Below are 19,473 nucleotides of genomic sequence, written 5' to 3'. Positions count from 1 at the left end.
TATTCGGACACCCCAAGGCGATTTGCTACTTGTCCTGTCCGAATAACCTTCGTATTCGGACACCCTTAGGCAATTTCCTACATGTCCTGTCCGAATAACCACCGTATTCGGACCCCCTCAGGCGATTTGCTACATGTCCTGTCCGAATAACCTTCGTATTCGGACACCCTCAGGCGATTTGCTACTTGTCCTGTCCGAATAACCTTCGTATTCGGACACCCTTAGGCAATTTCCTACATGTCCTGTCCGAATAACCTTCGTATTCGGACACCCTTAGGCGATTTGCTACTTGTCCTGTCCGAATAACCTTCGTATTCGGACACCCTTAGACAATTTCCTACATGTCCTGTCCGAATAACCTTCGTATTCGGACACCCTTAGGCGATTTGCTACTTGTCCTGTCCGAATAACCTTCGTATTCGGACACTCGCAGTCTAACAATAAAAAGGGTTAACCATCCGTCAAATGACTAGCAGGTTAACCGGTTATCATGTGAAATATTGAATTTCTGCGCTTGGAAAAAAATGTCCAATGTATCCACGAATCGTTTGTTCCAACTCATTAGCCTCTTCATCTTTATATACATATTTTCCGATTCCATATTTTCCCCATTTGTACTTCCGTTTCGACTCATCTAGTTCGAGCTTTGTTTTTGGGTAATGCTTCTGGATGACTTTCTTTGCCGGAGCAGTAAATCGATGCTGAATCAATTCAAATGACAAATGAGGCAAGTCCATGCCCTTTAGTGCTTCTTCAAGGCGCTCAAAAAGTTCAAAATATCCCTCTTTCCATTCCTCATGCATATAGATCGGAGCCACAATAAAACCTAACGGATAGCCAGCATTCGCCACCTTTCTTGCTGCTTCCAGCCTTTCATCAAAAGAGGAAGTACCAGGCTCGAAATTTTTTATGACATAGCGGGAATTCACACTGAACCTAAATCTTGTTTTCCCATTATGTTTAGCGTCCAATAGATGATCGACATGATGAAATTTCGTTACGAAGCGAAGTCTCCCATACTCACTATTCCCAAAAAATTCAATGGCTTTCTTTAATGAGTGGGTTAAATGATCGATTCCTACAATATCAGACGTACAGGCCGCTTCAAACCTTGTAATTTCCGGCTTCCTTTCATCCATGTATTTTTGAGCTTGATCAAAAATCTCATCTACGTTTACGTAAGTTCTAATATAGGGCTTACTCCCCAAGGTCGTCTGCAAATAGCAATAATGACAATGCCCCATACAGCCTGTAGCGAGTGGGATTGCATATTCAGCAGATGGCTTAGACGTATCGAATTTAAGGGTACGTCGCACACCTACAACAAGTGTTGATTTAGCTATACGATATTTCTGTAAATCAGTCTCACCCGGCAGCCCTCGAATTTGATTATGAGAAGTTGTTTCCCTTATCTCAATATTCATATCCTCAAACTTTTTCTTTAACTCACGACCGAGTGGATATTCAAGAGCTCTCGGCTCAATATATACCAATTGTGGAATAAAAGGCTCCATAATGATCACCATTCTATCAGTTATTTGCTCTTGTTTAGTATTCCAAAACTTGTGATTTACCATGAAAAAAATATCTGGAAATCAACTTTAGTAAAAATTCAACGAGTAGAATAGTATGTGTTTATTAATCACTACAGCTTTAAAAAAGACCTGGCTAGGCCAGGTCTTTACAATCCGCATTTTAATTGGGCGCCGCAGTTTGTACAAGTGTTACAGCCGCCGATTTCTTTTACTTCACCTTTCCGGCATACTGGACAAGTGTTACCTACTTCAGAACCAATTTTTACATTAGTTGAGCGAAGTTCATGAATCGTATCTACTAATACAACTTTTTTCTTCTCAGTTGTTTGTGTTTCTACTATGTCATCTTCAAAGCTGTTTTCTTCTGCTTTCAAAGTTAAGACTTGGGAGTCACGGCTACCATCGACATAAACTGTTCCACCTTTTGCTCCGCCTTTGTAAAGACGTTCGTACACTTTTTCCACCTGTTCAACCGTATACCCTTTAGGGGCATTCACCGTTTTACTGATCGAGCTGTCAATCCAGCGTTGGATGATGCATTGTACATCTGCATGGGCTTCTGGTGATAATTCCATAGCAGAAACGAACCAATGCGGAAGATTATTTGGATCAGCATCCGGATTTCGATCTAAATATTCTTGAACAATATCTGCTTTTACTTCAATAAATTTCCCTAAGCGACCGCTACGGAAATAAGTAAAGGAGAAGTAAGGCTCTAAACCTGTTGAAACACCAACCATCGTTCCTGTACTTCCTGTTGGTGCAACTGTTAATAGGTGTGAGTTACGGATTCCGTATTTCTTAATATCTTCACGAATATCCTCAGGCATTTTTTTCATAAATCCTGTATTAATAAATCGTTCACGAAGTGTAGCTGTTTCTTCTTCTGTTTCACCTACTAAGAATGGGAAGCTGCCCTTTTCCTTCGCCAATTCGATGGAAGCTTTATAGGCAGAAGTAGCGATTACTTCAAAAACTTGGTCAACCAACTTGTTTCCTTCTTCACTGCCGTACTCTGTTTCACAATAAATGAGCAAATCATGAAGCCCCATAACGCCTAATCCTACACGGCGCTCCCCTAGGGCTTGCTTTTTATTCTCTTCTAAAAAGTACGGTGTCGCATCGATGACGTTATCTTGCATACGCACACCCACTTCAACGGTGCGTCGTAGCTTCTCAAAATTAACTGTTTTTGTTTCTTTATCCGCCATCTGAGCTAAGTTGACCGCGGCCAAGTTACAAACAGAATAAGGTGCTAGCGGCTGCTCTCCACAAGGGTTGGTCGCAACCACTTGCTGTCCGTATGCTTTGGCGTTTGTCATGTCATTAGCATTGTCAATAAAGAATATACCAGGCTCTGCAGAATATGTTGCACAAATGTTGATCAAGTTCCAAAGCTCTCTAGCCTTAATTTTACGATAAACACGAACTCTGTTTCCTTGTTTTTCCCATTCACGTACATCCCCAACTTTATGCCAGTTTTCATTATAATGTTTCATTTCTTCGGCATTATAGCTCTCAACATCCGGGAAGCGAAGTTCATACTCACTGTCATTTTCTACAGCTTCCATGAATTCCTTCGTCAAGCAAACCGAAATATTTGCGCCTGTTAAAAATTCAGGGTTATGAACACTGTAATTTCCACCTGTACGCAGCTTTTCTTCTGCTTCTTTTATAATTTTATCGTTGAATCCGCCTTGTCCAGGAATGTTTTTATAATTAATGATCCCTTGATACATCGCTTTTTCCTGCTCCGTCAGCGGAGTAAATTTCAATTTTTCAGTTGCATGCTTTTTGATGCTTTCGTCTTTTGTATTTTCTATAAGGTAACGAAGAATGCGTGGATTTTGCATTTTTGAAATGATGAACTCCACAATATCTGGATGCCAGTCGGCAAGCATGATCATTTGGGCACCGCGTCTTGAGCCCCCTTGTTCAACTAGATGAGTCAGCTTTGCGATATCATCTAGCCACGATACGGAACCGGAGGATTTTCCGTTTACTCCCTTTGCAAGTGTATTACGCGGTCTTAATGTAGAACCGTTCGTACCAACACCGCCTCCACGGCTCATAATTTCCATGACCTGCTTTCTATGCTCTGAAATCCCTTCACGAGAATCCTGCACAAACGGCATGACATAACAGTTAAAATACGTTACGTCAGTATCAGCACCTGCACCGTATAATACACGACCAGCCGGAACAAAGTTCATGGATACAAGTTCTTCATAGAACTTTTGGAACCATTCTTGCCTTTTTTCTTCCGTCTTTTCAACGGAAGCCAAACCCGTCGCGTTCCGTTTAGCGATTTGTTCATAAAAAATTTCAAGCGGTTTCTCAATGACATCTAAGGATCGGTTAACAATCCCTGTTTCCACTTCTTCCTGCTTGTCCAATACGCCTCGATATTCTTCCTCGACAAGAACTTTAGCTTTTTTGTTTTCCCAATCAATTTCAACAATGTATCCAAGTCCACGAGCAGGAAATTTCGGATCTTCTTTAATCGTTAGGACAACAAAATCCCCATTCGTTAAAGTAATTTTCTCTGTGTCTTTAAAAGAATACCTGTCAATCATAACGAGTCTTGATACACCCTTATGAGTAATCTTCATATCAGGTGTGATCGGATGTACCTGTGGAAACAACTTAATATCCTTATTTAGCCTATCAATGTTTAGTTTCATTGTTTGCTTAAACGCAACAGACATGTTATACCTCTCCTTTATATCTAATCCCCTAAATAAACCTATATGTAGTGCCTGGTGTGAAGCATCATTTAACAAAGTACCCTTAACTTAACACACTAAACCCTCAAAATCAATATATAGTATTAGAATTATTTTCGAAAACACTATATATTGTGTTTTTGTAAAAATAAATATGATTTTGTCAAACTGCAAATATGTGGAATAAATGAGAAAAATGGAGATAAATACTGATTTCTTTCGATTAATTGCCAATAATCGACTATTTTCAGACTTGCATTTTTTGGCTTTAGAAAAAGTCCTTTTCTTTTAAGGCTTGAAGAAGAATCAATCAAAAAAGTTAAAAAAATTTTTTTATAGAAAAGGGGCTGACTCAGTGAATCAGACACCCTTTTTGTTTACTTTTATTTTGAATAATCGTAACTATCGGCTATTCACTTACTTTCTACCAACAAAATCTAGCGCATAAAATTCCATTCGTCACTTTCATATTTTTGGGCAGCAAGTTGCTTTATTTCATCCATTTGTGCATCTGTCAATTGAAAGGGCTCCAATTGGATGTTTAAGCCCTCTTCAAAACCTGTCTTGAAAGCCATTTTTGCTTCGTCCAGATGAATTGTTCGACTCGAAACATCATTGATGGCTACAGCTTTATTTTTAAAAGCTTGCATCATTCTTTCTTTTATCCGATCATTGGAGAATGTAAAAAGACTAAACAACTTTTCTTCATCTAGATCTAATAGGATCGATCCGTGCTGAAGGATCACTCCCTTTTGTCGGGTTTGGGCGCTTCCTGCAACCTTCCGTCCTTCTACCACAAGCTCGTACCAGCTAGGGGCATCAAAACAGACAGAAGAACGTGGAGCCTTTAATGCAGCCCTGTCTTCTTCTGTTTTCGGTACAGCAAAATATGCATCTAAACCTAAATTTTGAAATCCTTTTAAAATACCCTCTGAAATGACGCGATAAGCTTCAGTCACATTTTTTGGCATATCCGGATGTTCTTCAGAAACAATTACACTGTACGTAAGCTCATGTTCATGTAATACTGCTCTACCGCCTGTAGCTCTTCGTACAAAACCAAGACCTCTTTTTTTTACTTCTTCTAAATTGATTTCTTTTTCAGCTTTTTGAAAATAGCCAATCGACAAGGTGGCTGGATTCCAACCATAAAAACGGATCGTAGGAGGAATAAGACCTTCGCTATGCCAGATCATCAGCAGCTCGTCCATCGCCATGTTGAAAGATGGTGAGCAATCACCTGAATCGATAAATGCCCATGTTTCTTTTTTCATATATAGATCCTTTCTTTAATAACTTTTTGATTACACTTTTTTTAGAATAACAAAAATACTAAAAAAGAAAAAGAATAAAGGCACCTAGAAAATGTAAGAAAAATGTCAACCATTCATACAAAAGAAACACAAAAAATTTTTTGATATTATAACGAAGGAATACTATAATAAATAATGCTTGTATTGTTTTTGGAGAGGAGAATTCTACTGTGCTTTATTACTTTTTGGTGATCGTTTTTGCAATATTGGCTTATTCAGCATTCACATGGTGGCAGCAGCGCCGCGTTGTGAAAACATTGACTCAAGAAGAGTTTATTGAAGGATACCGAAAAGCTCAGCTCATTGATGTGAGGGAGCCAAATGAATATAATGCCGGTCATATTTTAGGTGCAAGAAACATCCCACTTTCACAATTGAAATCGAGATTAAAAGAAATCCGTCCTGACAAACCCGTATATCTTTACTGCCAAAGCGGTATACGAAGCGGACGAGCAGCCCAGATGCTTCACAGAAAAGGCTATCGTCAGCTTTACCATCTAAAAGGTGGTTTTAAGCAATGGACTGGAAAAATTAAGGTGAAATAATTAGGAATCTCTTCATAGCGTTATAAAAATATACGATAAATGTATAAAGGAAAAAGAAAACGAATCCCAAATAAAAAAGCATATGCCTACAGGAATTTTGAATTCCCGTCATGCATATGCTTTTTTATTATTTTGTTGATTCGAATGTTTCTTCTTTTACGTAGCGAAGAATCGGCTTTCTTGCTGCCATCGTTTCATCCAAACGTTTAATAACCGTCGTGTGAGGAGCCTCTTGAACGATTTCAGGATGTTCTTCTGCTTCCTTTGCAATTTGAATCATCGCATCTATAAAGGCATCCAATGTTTCTTTTGATTCGGTTTCCGTCGGCTCGATCATGATACATTCTTCCACATTAAGAGGAAAATAGATAGTAGGTGGATGATACCCGAAATCTAAGAGACGCTTTGCAATATCGAGCGTACGTACACCAAGCTTTTTCTGGCGCTTTCCACTTAAAACAAATTCGTGCTTACAATGTCTGTCGAATGGCAGATCATAATATGGCGCAAGCTTTCTCATCATATAATTTGCATTTAGCACAGCGAATTCCGTAACGGCCTTTAACCCTTCAGGACCCATCGAGCGGATGTACGTGTAGGCACGAACGTTAATACCAAAGTTCCCATAAAATGGTTTTACACGCCCGATCGATTGCGGACGATTGTAATCCAAAGTAAAAGTGTCACCATCTTTTGTGATAACCGGTGATGGAAGAAACGGAATCAGGTCTGCCTTTACTCCTACAGGACCAGAACCAGGACCTCCTCCTCCATGAGGACCGGTAAAGGTTTTGTGAAGATTCAAATGCACAACATCAAATCCCATGTCCCCTGGTCGAGCTTTTGATAAAACAGCATTTAGGTTGGCTCCGTCATAATATAGCTTTCCACCCGCTTCATGCACAATTTGTGCCATTTCTAAAATATTTTCTTCAAATAAACCTAAAGTGTTCGGGTTAGTAAGCATAAGAGCTGCCGTATCCGATCCGACTACTCTTCTTAAATCGTCTAAATCTACTAATCCATTTTCATTTGACTTAACCGTTACCGTTTCAAGACCGGCTACAGTGGCAGATGCAGGATTTGTGCCGTGTGCGGAGTCAGGTACGATTACCTTAGTTCTATTAAAGTCACCGTTCGCTTCATGAAACGCACGGATCATCATTAGACCTGTCCACTCACCGTGAGCCCCTGCTGCAGGCTGAAGCGTCACTTCATCCATACCAATAATTTCCTTCAAATGCTCTTGAAGATCATACATTAATTCCAATGCACCCTGCACTGTGCTTTCATCCTGATACGGATGAATATGGGCAAATCCATTAAAACGAGCGACAGTTTCATTGATTTTCGGATTATACTTCATTGTACAAGAACCAAGTGGATAAAAGCCTGAATCAACACCATGGTTTCTTTTTGAAAGAGCTGTATAATGCCTCATAATATCCAGCTCTGAAACTTCCGGTAAATCCGCTTCCTCCTCACGAATGTAATCATTTGGGAGGATTTCCGATAAGTCTATATCTTCTATGTCCAATTCAGGAAGGCTGAAGCCGATTCTTCCAGGAGTACTAAGTTCAAAAATTAACGGTTGGTCTTGCTTATTCATGGCCATCCCCCAATTCTTTCACGAACATATCGATTTCTTCTTTTGTACGTAATTCTGTAACAGCAACAAGCATGTGCTTTTCTAATTCAGGATAGGTTAGACCTAAATCATACCCTCCAATGATTCCTTTTTTAATAAGCTTTTCGTTCACTTTCTTTACAGGGTTCGCTAACTTAATGACAAATTCATTAAAGGAAGGTCCGTTAAAAACAACTTCAATTCCTGCGTTCTGAAGAGCTCTCTTCGCATAGTAGGCTTTTTTTATATTTTGTGCCGCCATTTCTTTTACACCTTTTTTGCCAAGAGCTGTCATCGCCACAGATGCTGCAAGTGCGTTTAACGCTTGGTTGGAACAAATGTTGGAGGTAGCTTTTTCACGACGAATATGTTGCTCACGGGCTTGAAGTGTGAGAACGAATCCACGTTTTCCATCTTCATCCACTGTTTGACCAACAAGGCGGCCAGGAAGCTTTCTCATTAAATGATTTGTAACAGCAAAATAACCACAATGAGGTCCTCCAAAGCTTTGAGGAATTCCAAACGGCTGAACATCACCAACAACAATATCCGCTCCAAATTTTCCTGGCGGTGTCAAGGCCCCGAGTGATAATGGATTGCTTGAAACAATCAACATCGCCTTCTGCTCGTGCGCAATTTTTTCAATCGCTTGCAAATTTTCAATACGGCCAAAGAAGTTTGGATATTGTATGATCACACCGGCTACGTCAGGTCCCGTCTCTGTTTGTAGCTTTTCAAGATCTGTTATTCCATCACGGTAAGGTATTTCAACTACTTCAATATATTGTCCGTCCGCATAAGTTTTTAGAACATCTCTTGATTCAGGATGTACAGTTGCTGAAACAAGAATTTTCTTACGTCTCGTTTGACCTGCACTTAACATCGCTGCTTCAGCGAGAGCTGTCCCTCCATCATACATAGATGAGTTTGCCACATCCATTCCCGTTAATTCACAAATCATCGTCTGGAATTCAAAGATCGCTTGCAGCTCTCCCTGAGATATTTCTGGTTGATAGGGTGTATAAGCTGTATAAAACTCAGATCTTGAAATAACATGATCTACAATGGTAGGAATATAGTGGTCATATACACCTGCACCTAAAAAAGAAGTATATTGCTTAGTATCTGCATTCTTATTAGCTAATTGAGAAAGTTCTTTAAGTAGAGCAGACTCGGATTTAGCCGGTTTAATAGTATATTCCCCTTTGAAACGAACGCTTTCTGGAATATCAACAAACAAGTCATCTATACTTTTAACGCCGATTGTCTGAAGCATTTCTTTTTGATCTTCTTCAGTCATCGGTAAATAACGATGCTTCATCATGCAGGAATCCCCTTTCTATTTTTTCGCTCTTTTATAAAATGGAGTAGCGATCACTTTAGCTTTTAATTTTTTTGACCGGACCTCTACATCAACCTCGGTTCCCAGTTCGGAAAACTCTTTCTTCAACAACGCTAACCCGATATTTTTCTTGAGTGTAGGGGATTGAGTTCCTGATGTTACCTCTCCAACTCTTTCCTCGCCTACATAAACAGGATATCCGTGTCTAGGAATACCGCGATCAATCATTTCAATACCGACAAGCTTTCGATCAGGACCATTTTCTTTTTGTTGCTTCAATACACTTTTACCGATAAAATCTATTTCTTTATCCGTTTTCACAGCGAAGCCGATACCCGCTTCAATTGGTGTAATGTCCGGTGCAAGCTCCTGACCGTATAGTGGAAGTGTTGCTTCAAATCTCAACGTATCACGTGCCCCAAGACCGATTGGCAACAAGCCTTCTTCTTTACCGGCATCTAGAATTTCTTTCCAAAGATGAATGACATCCTGAGACTCACAGTAGATTTCAAAACCATCTTCTCCTGTATACCCTGTTCTTGATACAAGTGCTTTTATACCGTTTAACTCAACATTTTCTTTAAATTTAAAAAATCCAATTTCTTTTAAATCCAAATTTCTAGATAACTTTTGAAGAATTTTCTCGGAAAGAGGCCCCTGAAGAGCCAACTGAGCCACTTCATTCGAAATATTCTTTATTTCAACATCTTCTGTCTGATGTTGTTTCAACCATTCAAAATCTTTCTCAGTATTAGCAGCATTTACTACTAGTAAGAAGTCTTCATTATTTCGTTTATAAATGATCAAATCATCGACTGTACCACCATTTTCATAGCAAAGGGCAGTGTATTGAGCTCCTCCGTTTTTCAACTTGGATACATCATTTGTGACCAGCCTTTGTAGAAAAGCTTCACTGCCTTTTCCTTTGACAGTAATTTCACCCATATGAGATACATCAAATAAGCCTGCTTTGGTTCTCACAGTTTCGTGTTCTTCCCTAATGCCTGAAAATTGAACAGGAAGCTCCCAGCCACCAAAGTCAATCGTTTTTGCCCCATAATCTTTGTACACTTCAAAAAGCGGAGTTCTTTTTAATTCAACCAACATAATACCCCCTTTACTTTTTAGAAAACCTTTTACGCTTTCAAAAGAATCAAAAATACCCCATATTGTTTGAGTACCACGCGCCACATATTTCTTACCATTTCCAAAGAAAACATAAAAAAGGACAGAGATGCTCCATATAAAAAGAGCAATCTCTGTCCTGGTACCTGAAAGTTTACCTAAATAAGGCTTTCCCCTTTGGTGGTCCGCGAAAAACGAACACTCTCCAGAGCTGCGTCCGGTAAGAGTTCTTTTGCCTGAGAGATTCGCAGCAGTCTACTTGCTCCTTCGGCGCTACACAATGTAGTCTCTCCCCTTACCTTCATTCGCTTATATAAAATTTGAAAATGGTCATACTATTACAAACTGATGAGAACTAGCTAATTTGAAAGCTATTTTCATCCTATCATTAATTCAGATTTCTCTGCAATCTTTTTTTATTCAAAAAAATAATAAAAACTTTATTATTTTATTTATTCAAAACAATAATTTTCGTCTTTTAAGCATTTTCTAATAAAAAATCCACTAAAAAACTGCAAATTATTGGTTAAATCCGATTTTCAAAAGAAGGAGATGCATTCAATGAATATCTCAATCGAATTCAAATCTGACTGGGAGGAAGGATTGCTTGAACGAATTGATCATGATGGACCATGGGGAAGCTGGGATCTTTATAAGCTGGCTGTTCAAGTAGAAAAAAACTTACTGGTTCCAGAATTTGAAGGTCTTCAGGCACCGAAGCATCTTCCACATTTGACTCCTTTGCCTCATCAGCTCGAAGCTGCAAAAGAGGTTGTAGAAAATATGAACGGTAAGGCCATTTTGGCAGATGAAGTGGGCCTTGGTAAAACGATAGAAGCGGGTCTGATCTTAAAAGAATACATGATTCGTGGTTTAGTAAAAAAGGTTTTAATCCTTGTCCCTGCTTCACTAGTTTCTCAATGGACGTTCGAACTAAATAGTAAGTTTTTCATTCCCGCTGTCGCCCAAAGAAAAAGCTATGTCTGGGAATCTTGCGATGTAGTCGTCTCTTCCATTGATACTGCAAAACGTTCTCCACATCGGGAAATTATTTACTCCCAAAATTATGATTTTATTATTATTGATGAGGCTCATAAATTAAAAAATAATAAAACAAAGAACTATGAATTTGTGCAGAATCTCAAAAAAAGGTTTTGTTTATTGCTCACAGCCACACCGATCCAAAATAAGGTTGAAGAAATTTTTCACCTTGTGTCTTTACTAAAACCCGGTCAATTAGGAAATGCCACATATTTTTCCGAAAAATTTAAAGGCAAAGGTAGAAACATTAATGAAGACAACTATCTAAAAGAACTTGTAAATAAAGTGATGATTCGAAATAGACGTGGAGATACGGGGATCGAGTGGACGAAACGAAAGGTTCAGACGGTTGTTATCGATTTTTCTGATGATGAAAGAGAACTCTACGACGCTGTTTCTAAATTTAAGCCATACGGGGGTGAATCAATCGGGAGTGTATTTTCCACTTTAACTTTACAGAGGGAAGCCTGTAGCAGCCGCGAAGCAGTCTTTCAAACTTTGAAAAATATGCTAGAAAAAACGGACACTCCATCTCACAGCATAAAAGAGAAGGTTCATTTTCTAGCAAAAAAAGTTGAAGGCGTTACCTGTAATTCCAAAGCAGAAAAAGCATTGGAACTCATCAAGCAAATCAATGACAAAGTGATTATTTTCACCGAATACAGAGCAACACAGCTCTATCTGCAATGTTTTTTAAAACAGAATGGTATTACGTCCGTCCCATTCCGGGGGGGCTTTAAGCGTGGGAAAAAAGATTGGATGAGAGAGCTTTTTCAGAAGCATGCACAGGTTCTGATCGCAACAGAGGCTGGTGGTGAAGGAATTAATCTGCAATTTTGTAACCATATTATCAATTTCGACCTTCCTTGGAATCCAATGAGGCTCGAGCAACGAATAGGACGTGTTCATCGTTTAGGACAGGAAAAAGATGTGAACATCTATAATTTTGCTGTAAGAAACACTATTGAAGAACACATTTTAAAGCTGTTATATGAAAAAATCAACTTATTTGAGAGAGTTGTCGGTGAGCTTGACGAGATTCTAACAAGATTGGATATCGGAAATTTGGAAGAATACCTAATAGATGTTGTCGGACTTTCCAAAAGTGAAGGAGAGATGAAAATTAAAATGGAAAATTTGTCATCTATCATCCAACTTGCTCAAGAAATGAAGGGAGAGGGCACTCGTGCAGCAACGTGAAATCCATCAATTCCTTTTGAAATATTTTCAATCAAACGGGTGTGAAATCCTTTGTAATGCCCCTTCTTATCTCATTGTCCAGTTAACAGCAGAATTAGATAAGCTTTTGATGAATCGCCCTTTTTATTGGCACTACTTAGAAAAGACTGGTGGAACGCCAAATCCTATGAAATTGACACTCATTACAGATCATGAAAATGTACCGGAAGGCATCCAAGGAGAATTTATCCACTTTGGCTCTCCTCGTCTACATCAAATCTTCCAATCCACAAAAAACTTAGCAAGCTATATACGGTTATACGAAAATACAATGCCAAGTCATAATCCTTTATTCCCTTGGCTTAGTGCGAACATTAAAGTGTCCTTTGTATGTGACCGAAAAAAAGAAATGTTTTTCTCACTCGGAGTCAATTTAATAACTGGGCAAATAGCCAATCATTTTCACGATAAAATTTTAGCATTGAGAGTTACACCGAAAATCCCAGATTACTCATTTACCCTTTCACCACTCATTATGCCGAAAAGCGGATTGAGAAGATTAGACCGGTATGTACGTTTGCAGCTGGAAGAAGAGAATCACGATTGGGCAATTAGGGCAGTAGAACGATGGGAAAATGATTTACTGCTTTTGGAGCATTTTTACGGAGAATCGGATGAAAAAGGCGAAAGTTATGAAACAGAAAAAGAAGCGCTTCGGGAACAATATGAACCAAAAATCAAAATAGCCGTTATTAACGGAGGAATGTTTTATCTGTCAGAGAAAGCGATTTAATGCAAAACAAGTCATAAAGCTAACCAAACGTTTTTAAAAAAAAAACAGACTGGGATTTTACGGACCTTTATTGCATATGATTCGTCCATCCTAGTCTGCTTCATCTCATATTTATTTTTTTATAAACAGCATCATAATCGCAAAGGGGATCACCCCAAACCATTCACTAATAAAATCCGTTCGATTTTCTTTTCTTTCTAATCTATGCTTTTTGCGCTGTTCCTTTGGTTGATTATAATATTGAACAAATTGCTGTGTTAAAAACTTTACATAATCATTTGTATTCATATTCATACCACCCATTAGCAGTATGAACATATCTATACAATGATATACCTAGGTCTTCATAATATCTTGGAAGCACTCTCAATCTGTAAAGCATTTAGGATTTCTTCTACAACTTCCTGTGTAGATTTATTTGTGGTATCAACTTGTATCGGTGCCTCTCTGTATAAAGGTAACCGTTCCTCAAAGATCGACCTTAAATTGGCTCTTTTCTCTCCTGCTAATAACGGTCTAGACGTGTCATTTACTAATCTATGCTCAATCTCTTCCGGATCGCAATGCAAATAAACCCAGTAGCCATTTTTCCGGATCCATTCCCTATTTTCTTTTGCTAATATAATGCCGCCACCGGTTGTCACGATCCTATTCTCTCCGTTTAATGCTCGTAAAATTTCTGATTCCCGCTCTCTGAAATACGCTTCACCTTCTTGTAAAAAAATATCCTTGATGCTTTTGCCTTCTTTTTCTTCAACTAAAACATCTGTATCAAATACTGGCAAGCCACTTGCTTTTGAAAGCAATTTACCGATTGTTGTCTTCCCACTGCCCATAAACCCCGTTAAATAGATCGCCCTCACGTTTTCACCTCAATACTCATTCCATTTTGTAATTTTCCTTTTTGTTACATTATAATCATACAACGCCTTTGCTTTTCCATTATAAATGGAAGTAGCATAAAGCAAAAAACTGACAGTATCTCCTCTTCGTTCTATTATTTTATAATATACATCTCCTCGCGGATAGAAAAAAATACCTTCCATACCTGAAAATATTTCACTTAATGAAAGCTCCGCCGTGTCCTTCTGTGCCAATAAGAGCAAATGCTCTAAAATTAATCGACTTTCGGTTTCCCTGTAAAATTTTTTGTCAGAAATAAATTCTTCTGCCCTATAAGCAATCATGAAACAGAAAATGGAAAAAATAATCAAGACGCTTAGAAAAACCGATCCCTTTTCATTCGTAAACATACGGTTTAACTTCCCCTTTGAAAGAACGTTTGTTTTGATCTGTCACTACTATTACGATCAGTCGTCCATTTTTTATAAACTCAAGACCCGTTATTTTTTGCAGCATCACTTCATGACCTTGGTTATTTACCCTTCTTCTAATTTTATCCTGGTATTTTTCAATGGTGATGACATCGCTGTTTTGATAGAGCAACAATTTTCCGTTACTCATTTCTTGTCTCTGAGAATTAGTAATCTCTCGTTTGAATTGTGCATAAAAAATTTCCCACTCTCGAGGATGAATGAAATTTCCTTCACGCTCATACCGTTGTAAAACAATCATGGAATGTAAAATCAAAGAACAAATGATTAAAACGATACTAAGTGCAATTAACATTTCAATGAGAGTAAATCCAGCTTCCTGATTATTTAATGTCACATATTTCCTGTACACGATTTTTTGCATCTGTATACTGAATACACCCCTTTTGCCAGCTTGGATTTGTCTCATGATGGGATATGCTAAATGTGTAGATTTTCCCCTCATGTAGAATTTGTTTTGTAGCGATGGATTGAAGATCCTCCTTTTGTAATTGCTCATATAATAGATGATTTGCCATGATCTTATATAAAACATTTTGTTTCTCCTGTTTAAGGTTCACTAACATCGGAACCAATAAGAATACCAATAAGAAACACGGAGCTAACGCACCTAAAACATCAACGAGAATCGATCCTTTTTTGTTCAATGTAGTAAAATCTCCCTTTACCAATTAATAAAACAAATTCAAACAGTTGTTTGTCTGTCTGAATATACCAATTGCCAACTTTAGAAGAATTTCCATTTGGTCTTATATAAAAGTTGAGGTCGAGTGAACCTTTTTCTACTTTTATATTTGCCGGAATATCCCTTACCAGGAGTACGCCTGATTCCTCTGAACCAGCATAATATTTCCCCATCGGTGTATTCATTGTAAAATACAGTGATATATTATGACTGATTGCATACTGTTGAATATAATACAAATCATTTTCAAGCTGCTTCATAAAAGGCTCTGCGCGATCTTTTACCCTTGCAGTGGGAATTGCAGCCCATCCAATAAACTGAATTATCATAAAAATCAGTAATACGACCAATATTTCTACCATGGTAAAACCATTTATAGACTTATTTTGGGACAATGGTTACTTCTCCTTCAGTACTTAATGCAACTGAATCTCCGTTAGGACAAGAGGTTTCTTTTAAATAGCCTTCCGTTTTTAATTCTTCAATGCTATCAGGCCATTTATTTTTATCTATCTGATAAGACTGAACTTGTGCTTGCACCATTTTGGCAAAAGCTTCACAGCCTTTATGTTGAATGGAAGCCTGCTGTTTAACGATATTAGGAATTGTTATAATTAATAGTATTGAAATAACCAATAGCACAATGAGCATTTCTATTAATGTAAATCCTTTATCATTCATTTTAATTCCTCCCTAGATTTTATCCATGATTGAGAACATCGGCAGCAATACAGCTAAATATATAGAAATGACCATTAAGCCGATTATTCCAAACATAACCGGCTGAACGATCTTGATATAAGAAGAAATCTGTTCTTCTAAATTTTGCAGCAAAAATCTACTGTAGTGATATAGTTCTCGATCTAAGCTGCCATGCTTTTGTCCACTGGCAATAACCACACTCAAATTATCAACAAAAAATGGAAAGTCTTTGAATATATCTTCTAAAGCAAGTCCTTCTGTAAGTTTTCCAAAAATATGACGGCAAATCTCTTGATAAAACGGTTGTCGGTTATGGCTAGAAAAAAGAGAAATGCTATCATTAATTGAAAGTCCTCCCGATAACAAACTACTAAGCTGACAAGTAAAAAAGTACGTATCTAAAATTTTTAGCAAGGGCCCAAAGAATGGAATTTTAAGCAACAGCCTCTTCTTAGTAATCGGATCAAGCTTAGTAAACCACAAAAAATAAATGGTAACCCCCGCAATACATACAAGGGCTGCAGCATATGGAAAATACGATAGAATCTTTAGGAACATTAAAAAATGGAAGACAAAAGAGGTCTGTTCTACCTGGAAATTTTGTATGAGTTCCATAAATTTAGGAAGGAGAATATTTTGAAGAAATATAAAAAGAAGGCTCATAAAAAGAAGCATAAACAGAGGATACATGAACACTTTTTTTAACCTTTCCAAATCATCGATTCTTTTTTTCCAAAACGATCCTCCTTCTTTTAATGCAAATGAAAGATCACCATAATGCTCAGCATAGTAAATATAATCCACCATTTTATTATGGAAACCAACTTCTACAAGCATTTCTTGAAGTGAATTTCCCGCTTTTAGAAAATTCAATCCTGCTTCTAATGTTTCGCGGCGCCCTTCTTTTTCTTGAGATTTTATGAACTCTATCGCATCAGAGAGTGTATACCCATTCTCCAGCAATTCACCCAATCTTAACATGAAAAGAGATTGATCTTTAAGCGTCCACTTAACTATTTTCATTATTATAGATCCACCTATCATATTCATCTGGAGGGACAAAACCTAGAGCAACAGCCTTGTTCATTTCATCCTTCAAACGTTTCCAATTTACTGGACGCTCTACTTCTGATCTAGTTAAGAGTTTGGCTAATGATTTTCCATGTAGGAGCTCGTAGATTCCTGCTCTTTTCCCTCTATTATTAAAGCTACAGTAATGCGAACAGTGTTCTCCGCATAAGGGACAATATAATTCGACCAAACGCTGGGCTGTCACAGCAATCAAGGTTTGTTCGATCTCAAGCTTGCTCACTCCGAATTCTAACAGCCTGTATATGGCTCCTTCTGCGTCTCTTGTATGCATAGTTGTTAATATCAGATGTCCCGTAAGCGCTGCTCTAACTGCAATTTTTGCTGTTTCCGCATCCCTAATTTCACCAATCATAATAATGTCTGGATCATGTCTTAAGGCCGCTTTCAAGCCTACGGAATAGGTAATACCTGCTTTCTCATTTATTTGGACCTGAACTGCATCTTCTGTTTGATTTTCAATTGGATCCTCTAGGGTAATGATATTGCGTTGGATGTGCTCTTTAGCGTAATGTAGTAATGAATATAAGGTAGTGGTCTTTCCTGATCCAGTAGGTCCTGTAAAAATAATCAAACCGTGAGAATGCTGCATTAAGGCCATTAATTTTTTTGCTGTCCTAGGAAACAGTGAGAGTTGTGTGAGAGGCAGAATGTTTTGCTGTGGAATGAGCCGGATTACGAGACTTTCTGAGTTTAAGGCTGGAAGTGTGGATAATCGTAAGCCGATCGCCTGACCGTTGTAATAGTGGGTAAAGGAACCCGTTTGAGGTCTCCGTTTTTCTCCAATATCCATAGAAGCCAAAAACTTAAAATGGGATATAAGCTTGTCTAGATGAGAAATTTTCAAAAATTCAAGAGGGATTAGACGGTTTTCAACCCGAAATTGGATCATCGGGTCATCTTTTCGTGGAAAAATGTGGACGTCGGAAGCAGAAAATTTCATGGCATATGTGAGAATTTTTTCTGCTGTCTTTTCAACTGAAATCAATAAACATCACCTCATTTTATTTTTCTACATCAACATTTCGACGAATATTTACAAAATCCTTCAAAATTCTTTAAAAATTTTTTGGACCATTTCGGCAACAATCATAACGAAAAATCTATTGGTTGGTTAACTTATACATAGGGTATGGTTCTATTAATCTAGCCTCTCATTTGTAAACCTTTTTTCATATTTTCCACATTGTGCATAAATTGTATAGTATTTGTATAATAATTCATACATAAATTTTATCATATTTGTGAACATTCACTAATCTGGAACATTTACTTCTGTTATCAACGTTCCAATGTTTTTACAACTGTATTATAATGGAATTAACAATTGAAGTCTGAGGTGAAAGGGATGGAACAAACTTTAAAAATTACAAATGTATTGAGTGATCCGACTAGATATTATATTTATCAGTACATCACAAAACGACATAATGAAGTAACTGTGCAGGAGGTTGCCGATTCCTTCAATATCCATCCTAACGTAGCACGTTTACATCTATCCAAGCTAGAGGATGTGAACATGCTTGTATCGGAAACGAAAAAGACAGGAAAAGGCGGAAGACCTAGCAGACTTTACCGTTTATCAGACGATGTGATACAGCTTCATTTTCCATATCGTGATTATCAACTGCTTTCGAAAATTGCTATTCAAACCATGATAAAAATGGGCGATGCAGGTAAAAAAGCTTTGTTTGAAACTGGAAAAATGTTCGGTCAGGAACTAATTGAACAACAATTAACTTCCGGTCAAAATGATCCTAGAGAACTATCATTTGATCAAAAATTAAATATTCTAAAAAGCGCTGCTACCGTAGCTGGCTTCTATCCGGAATTTCATGCAAGTGAAGATCAAACGAAAATTTACTTTCAAATTTTCAACTGTCCGTTTAAAGAAATTGCTATGAATCAAGCAGATCCTATTTGCTCCATGCATTACGCTTTCTTAAAAGGTATGTTTGAATCACTTTTTCAGTCCGTTGAGCTGATTGAAAAAGAAAACATGACTTCAGGATGCGAAACCTGTACATACCAAGCTTATGTCACAAAGTAGAAACAAACGATCCTTTACATTGGCTAACTTTGTCATTTATAATTATTTAGTGATGAATACAACGGGGAACAAAGGAGGGATACATAGTGGAGCGCATGTACAGAGTTCTTGGTTTTTGGACAGGGATTTTTGCGGTGATGTTTTATCTTGGTCATATGCATACAACATCATTAATTTTCTTTGGACAAACAGGATTTTTTATTCTTCTTAGCTATCTAAAATTGTCTGAACGTATGTACATATACGTTTTTGGTGCGTATTTAACCATCTTCTTCGCCGGATTTACTTATTGGACAACATTTATGATGGTGCCTGGTGCCGGCGGACATTAATTTACATAAAAAACCCTTGAAACAAAAGTTTCAAGGGTTTTTTTATAAGAAAGGA

The 19,473-nt window shown here is 37.8% G+C and carries 20 protein-coding genes and 2 riboswitches; of the genes, 5 read left to right on the top strand and 15 right to left on the bottom strand.

Annotated elements, in window-relative coordinates; all coding sequences use genetic code 11:
• Positions 1-488 precede the first annotated feature (488 nt).
• The 3 genes from splB to GD441_RS03035 form a co-directional block, all read right to left on the bottom strand.
• Positions 489-1,514, bottom strand: a complete 1,026-nt coding sequence (gene splB, locus GD441_RS03045; protein WP_153123631.1) for a spore photoproduct lyase — start codon at positions 1,512-1,514, stop codon at positions 489-491.
• Between the two features lie 167 nt (positions 1,515-1,681).
• Entirely contained in the window at positions 1,682-4,243 is a 2,562-nt protein-coding gene (locus tag GD441_RS03040; RefSeq protein ID WP_153123540.1) for a vitamin B12-dependent ribonucleotide reductase, read from the bottom strand.
• Positions 4,244-4,698: 455 nt separating this feature from the next.
• Positions 4,699-5,535 (bottom strand): lipoate--protein ligase family protein, encoded by an 837-nt coding sequence (locus tag GD441_RS03035; protein WP_153123538.1) that lies wholly within the window; start codon positions 5,533-5,535, stop codon positions 4,699-4,701.
• 209 nt (positions 5,536-5,744) lie between these two features.
• On the opposite strand from GD441_RS03035, the gene GD441_RS03030 reads away from it, so the two are divergent.
• Entirely contained in the window at positions 5,745-6,119 is a 375-nt protein-coding gene (locus GD441_RS03030; RefSeq protein ID WP_153123536.1) for a rhodanese-like domain-containing protein, read from the top strand.
• A gap of 127 nt (positions 6,120-6,246) precedes the next feature.
• Here GD441_RS03030 and gcvPB read toward each other — a convergent pair whose 3' ends face one another.
• From gcvPB to gcvT, 3 genes are read right to left on the bottom strand one after another with little or no spacing between them, the layout of a single operon-like run.
• Positions 6,247-7,728, bottom strand: a complete 1,482-nt coding sequence (gene gcvPB, locus GD441_RS03025; protein ID WP_153123534.1) for an aminomethyl-transferring glycine dehydrogenase subunit GcvPB — start codon at positions 7,726-7,728, stop codon at positions 6,247-6,249.
• Positions 7,721-9,067 (bottom strand): aminomethyl-transferring glycine dehydrogenase subunit GcvPA, encoded by a 1,347-nt coding sequence (gcvPA, locus tag GD441_RS03020; protein ID WP_153123629.1) that lies wholly within the window; start codon positions 9,065-9,067, stop codon positions 7,721-7,723. The genes gcvPB and gcvPA overlap by 8 nt, the downstream gene beginning before the upstream one ends.
• 18 nt (positions 9,068-9,085) lie before the next feature.
• Positions 9,086-10,192 (bottom strand): glycine cleavage system aminomethyltransferase GcvT, encoded by a 1,107-nt coding sequence (gene gcvT, locus GD441_RS03015; protein WP_153123532.1) that lies wholly within the window; start codon positions 10,190-10,192, stop codon positions 9,086-9,088.
• 153 nt (positions 10,193-10,345) lie between these two features.
• Positions 10,346-10,424: riboswitch (glycine riboswitch) on the bottom strand.
• Positions 10,425-10,427: 3 nt separating this feature from the next.
• Positions 10,428-10,518, bottom strand: a riboswitch (glycine riboswitch).
• 256 nt (positions 10,519-10,774) lie between these two features.
• Between gcvT and GD441_RS03010 the strand changes: the two genes are divergently transcribed.
• Both GD441_RS03010 and GD441_RS03005 read left to right on the top strand, forming a co-directional pair.
• Positions 10,775-12,454, top strand: coding sequence for a DEAD/DEAH box helicase (locus GD441_RS03010; RefSeq protein WP_153123530.1), 1,680 nt, complete (start codon positions 10,775-10,777; stop codon positions 12,452-12,454).
• Positions 12,441-13,226 carry a YqhG family protein gene (locus GD441_RS03005; RefSeq protein WP_153123528.1) on the top strand — a complete coding sequence of 262 codons (786 nt, stop codon included), beginning with the start codon at positions 12,441-12,443 and terminating at the stop codon, positions 13,224-13,226. Before GD441_RS03010 ends, GD441_RS03005 begins: the two co-directional genes overlap by 14 nt.
• Positions 13,227-13,337: 111 nt before the next feature.
• Here the strand turns inward: GD441_RS03005 and GD441_RS03000 are convergent, their stop codons facing one another.
• Genes GD441_RS03000 through comGA form a run of 9 tightly spaced genes read right to left on the bottom strand, consistent with a single transcriptional unit; the run spans position 13,338 to position 18,024 of the window.
• Positions 13,338-13,514: a YqzE family protein gene (locus GD441_RS03000; protein ID WP_153123526.1), complete on the bottom strand. Its 177-nt coding sequence runs from the start codon at positions 13,512-13,514 to the stop codon at positions 13,338-13,340.
• Between the two features lie 56 nt (positions 13,515-13,570).
• Positions 13,571-14,089: a shikimate kinase gene (locus GD441_RS02995; protein ID WP_153123524.1), complete on the bottom strand. Its 519-nt coding sequence runs from the start codon at positions 14,087-14,089 to the stop codon at positions 13,571-13,573.
• Positions 14,090-14,098: 9 nt separating this feature from the next.
• The gene (gene comGG / locus GD441_RS02990; protein ID WP_153123522.1) at positions 14,099-14,479 is read right to left on the bottom strand and encodes a competence type IV pilus minor pilin ComGG; all 381 of its coding nucleotides are present in this window, start codon (positions 14,477-14,479) and stop codon (positions 14,099-14,101) included.
• Positions 14,466-14,924 (bottom strand): competence type IV pilus minor pilin ComGF, encoded by a 459-nt coding sequence (gene comGF, locus GD441_RS02985; RefSeq protein ID WP_191992088.1) that lies wholly within the window; start codon positions 14,922-14,924, stop codon positions 14,466-14,468. The genes comGG and comGF overlap by 14 nt, the downstream gene beginning before the upstream one ends.
• On the bottom strand, positions 14,884-15,207 hold the full coding sequence (locus GD441_RS16960; RefSeq protein ID WP_191992087.1) for a hypothetical protein: 324 nt from the start codon (positions 15,205-15,207) through the stop codon (positions 14,884-14,886). The genes comGF and GD441_RS16960 overlap by 41 nt, the downstream gene beginning before the upstream one ends.
• Positions 15,179-15,640 (bottom strand): competence type IV pilus minor pilin ComGD, encoded by a 462-nt coding sequence (comGD, locus tag GD441_RS02980; RefSeq protein ID WP_153123517.1) that lies wholly within the window; start codon positions 15,638-15,640, stop codon positions 15,179-15,181. The genes GD441_RS16960 and comGD overlap by 29 nt, the downstream gene beginning before the upstream one ends.
• Positions 15,627-15,926 carry a competence type IV pilus major pilin ComGC gene (gene comGC / locus GD441_RS02975; RefSeq protein WP_153123515.1) on the bottom strand — a complete coding sequence of 100 codons (300 nt, stop codon included), beginning with the start codon at positions 15,924-15,926 and terminating at the stop codon, positions 15,627-15,629. Before comGC ends, comGD begins: the two co-directional genes overlap by 14 nt.
• Before the next feature lie 12 nt (positions 15,927-15,938).
• Positions 15,939-16,970 carry a competence type IV pilus assembly protein ComGB gene (comGB, locus tag GD441_RS02970; RefSeq protein WP_191992086.1) on the bottom strand — a complete coding sequence of 344 codons (1,032 nt, stop codon included), beginning with the start codon at positions 16,968-16,970 and terminating at the stop codon, positions 15,939-15,941.
• Positions 16,957-18,024: a competence type IV pilus ATPase ComGA gene (comGA, locus tag GD441_RS02965; RefSeq protein WP_153123511.1), complete on the bottom strand. Its 1,068-nt coding sequence runs from the start codon at positions 18,022-18,024 to the stop codon at positions 16,957-16,959. The genes comGB and comGA overlap by 14 nt, the downstream gene beginning before the upstream one ends.
• A 360-nt stretch (positions 18,025-18,384) precedes the next feature.
• Here comGA and GD441_RS02960 point away from each other — a divergent pair, with 360 nt between their 5' ends.
• Together GD441_RS02960 and GD441_RS02955 are read left to right on the top strand one after the other, a co-directional pair.
• A complete protein-coding gene (locus GD441_RS02960) occupies positions 18,385-19,086 on the top strand; it encodes a helix-turn-helix transcriptional regulator (protein WP_153123509.1) in 702 nt (233 codons plus the stop codon).
• A gap of 86 nt (positions 19,087-19,172) precedes the next feature.
• Positions 19,173-19,418 carry a DUF2626 domain-containing protein gene (locus GD441_RS02955; RefSeq protein WP_153123507.1) on the top strand — a complete coding sequence of 82 codons (246 nt, stop codon included), beginning with the start codon at positions 19,173-19,175 and terminating at the stop codon, positions 19,416-19,418.
• Positions 19,419-19,473 lie beyond the last annotated feature (55 nt).

It is taken from the genome of Peribacillus tepidiphilus (genome assembly GCF_009466385.1).
GTDB classification, from domain to species: Bacteria; Bacillota; Bacilli; order Bacillales; family DSM-1321; genus Bacillus_BN; species Bacillus_BN tepidiphilus.
The sequence above is the reverse complement of the archived record's forward strand: the minus strand, read 5'-3'. Positions and strand labels throughout refer to the sequence as shown.

Excerpts from the sequence above, each read along its gene's own strand:
- splB (WP_153123631.1), bottom strand. The coding sequence starts at position 1,514 with ATGGAGCCTTTTATTCCACAATTGGTATATATTGAGCCGAGAGCTCTT.
- GD441_RS03040 (WP_153123540.1), bottom strand. The coding sequence starts at position 4,243 with ATGTCTGTTGCGTTTAAGCAAACAATGAAACTAAACATTGATAGGCTA.
- GD441_RS03035 (WP_153123538.1), bottom strand. The coding sequence starts at position 5,535 with ATGAAAAAAGAAACATGGGCATTTATCGATTCAGGTGATTGCTCACCA.
- gcvPB (WP_153123534.1), bottom strand. The coding sequence starts at position 7,728 with ATGAATAAGCAAGACCAACCGTTAATTTTTGAACTTAGTACTCCTGGA.
- gcvPA (WP_153123629.1), bottom strand. The coding sequence starts at position 9,067 with ATGAAGCATCGTTATTTACCGATGACTGAAGAAGATCAAAAAGAAATG.
- GD441_RS03010 (WP_153123530.1), top strand. The coding sequence starts at position 10,775 with ATGAATATCTCAATCGAATTCAAATCTGACTGGGAGGAAGGATTGCTT.
- GD441_RS03000 (WP_153123526.1), bottom strand. The coding sequence starts at position 13,514 with ATGAATACAAATGATTATGTAAAGTTTTTAACACAGCAATTTGTTCAA.
- comGG (WP_153123522.1), bottom strand. The coding sequence starts at position 14,479 with ATGTTTACGAATGAAAAGGGATCGGTTTTTCTAAGCGTCTTGATTATT.
- comGF (WP_191992088.1), bottom strand. The coding sequence starts at position 14,924 with ATGCAAAAAATCGTGTACAGGAAATATGTGACATTAAATAATCAGGAA.
- comGC (WP_153123515.1), bottom strand. The coding sequence starts at position 15,926 with ATGAATGATAAAGGATTTACATTAATAGAAATGCTCATTGTGCTATTG.
- comGB (WP_191992086.1), bottom strand. The coding sequence starts at position 16,970 with ATGAAAATAGTTAAGTGGACGCTTAAAGATCAATCTCTTTTCATGTTA.
- GD441_RS02960 (WP_153123509.1), top strand. The coding sequence starts at position 18,385 with ATGGAACAAACTTTAAAAATTACAAATGTATTGAGTGATCCGACTAGA.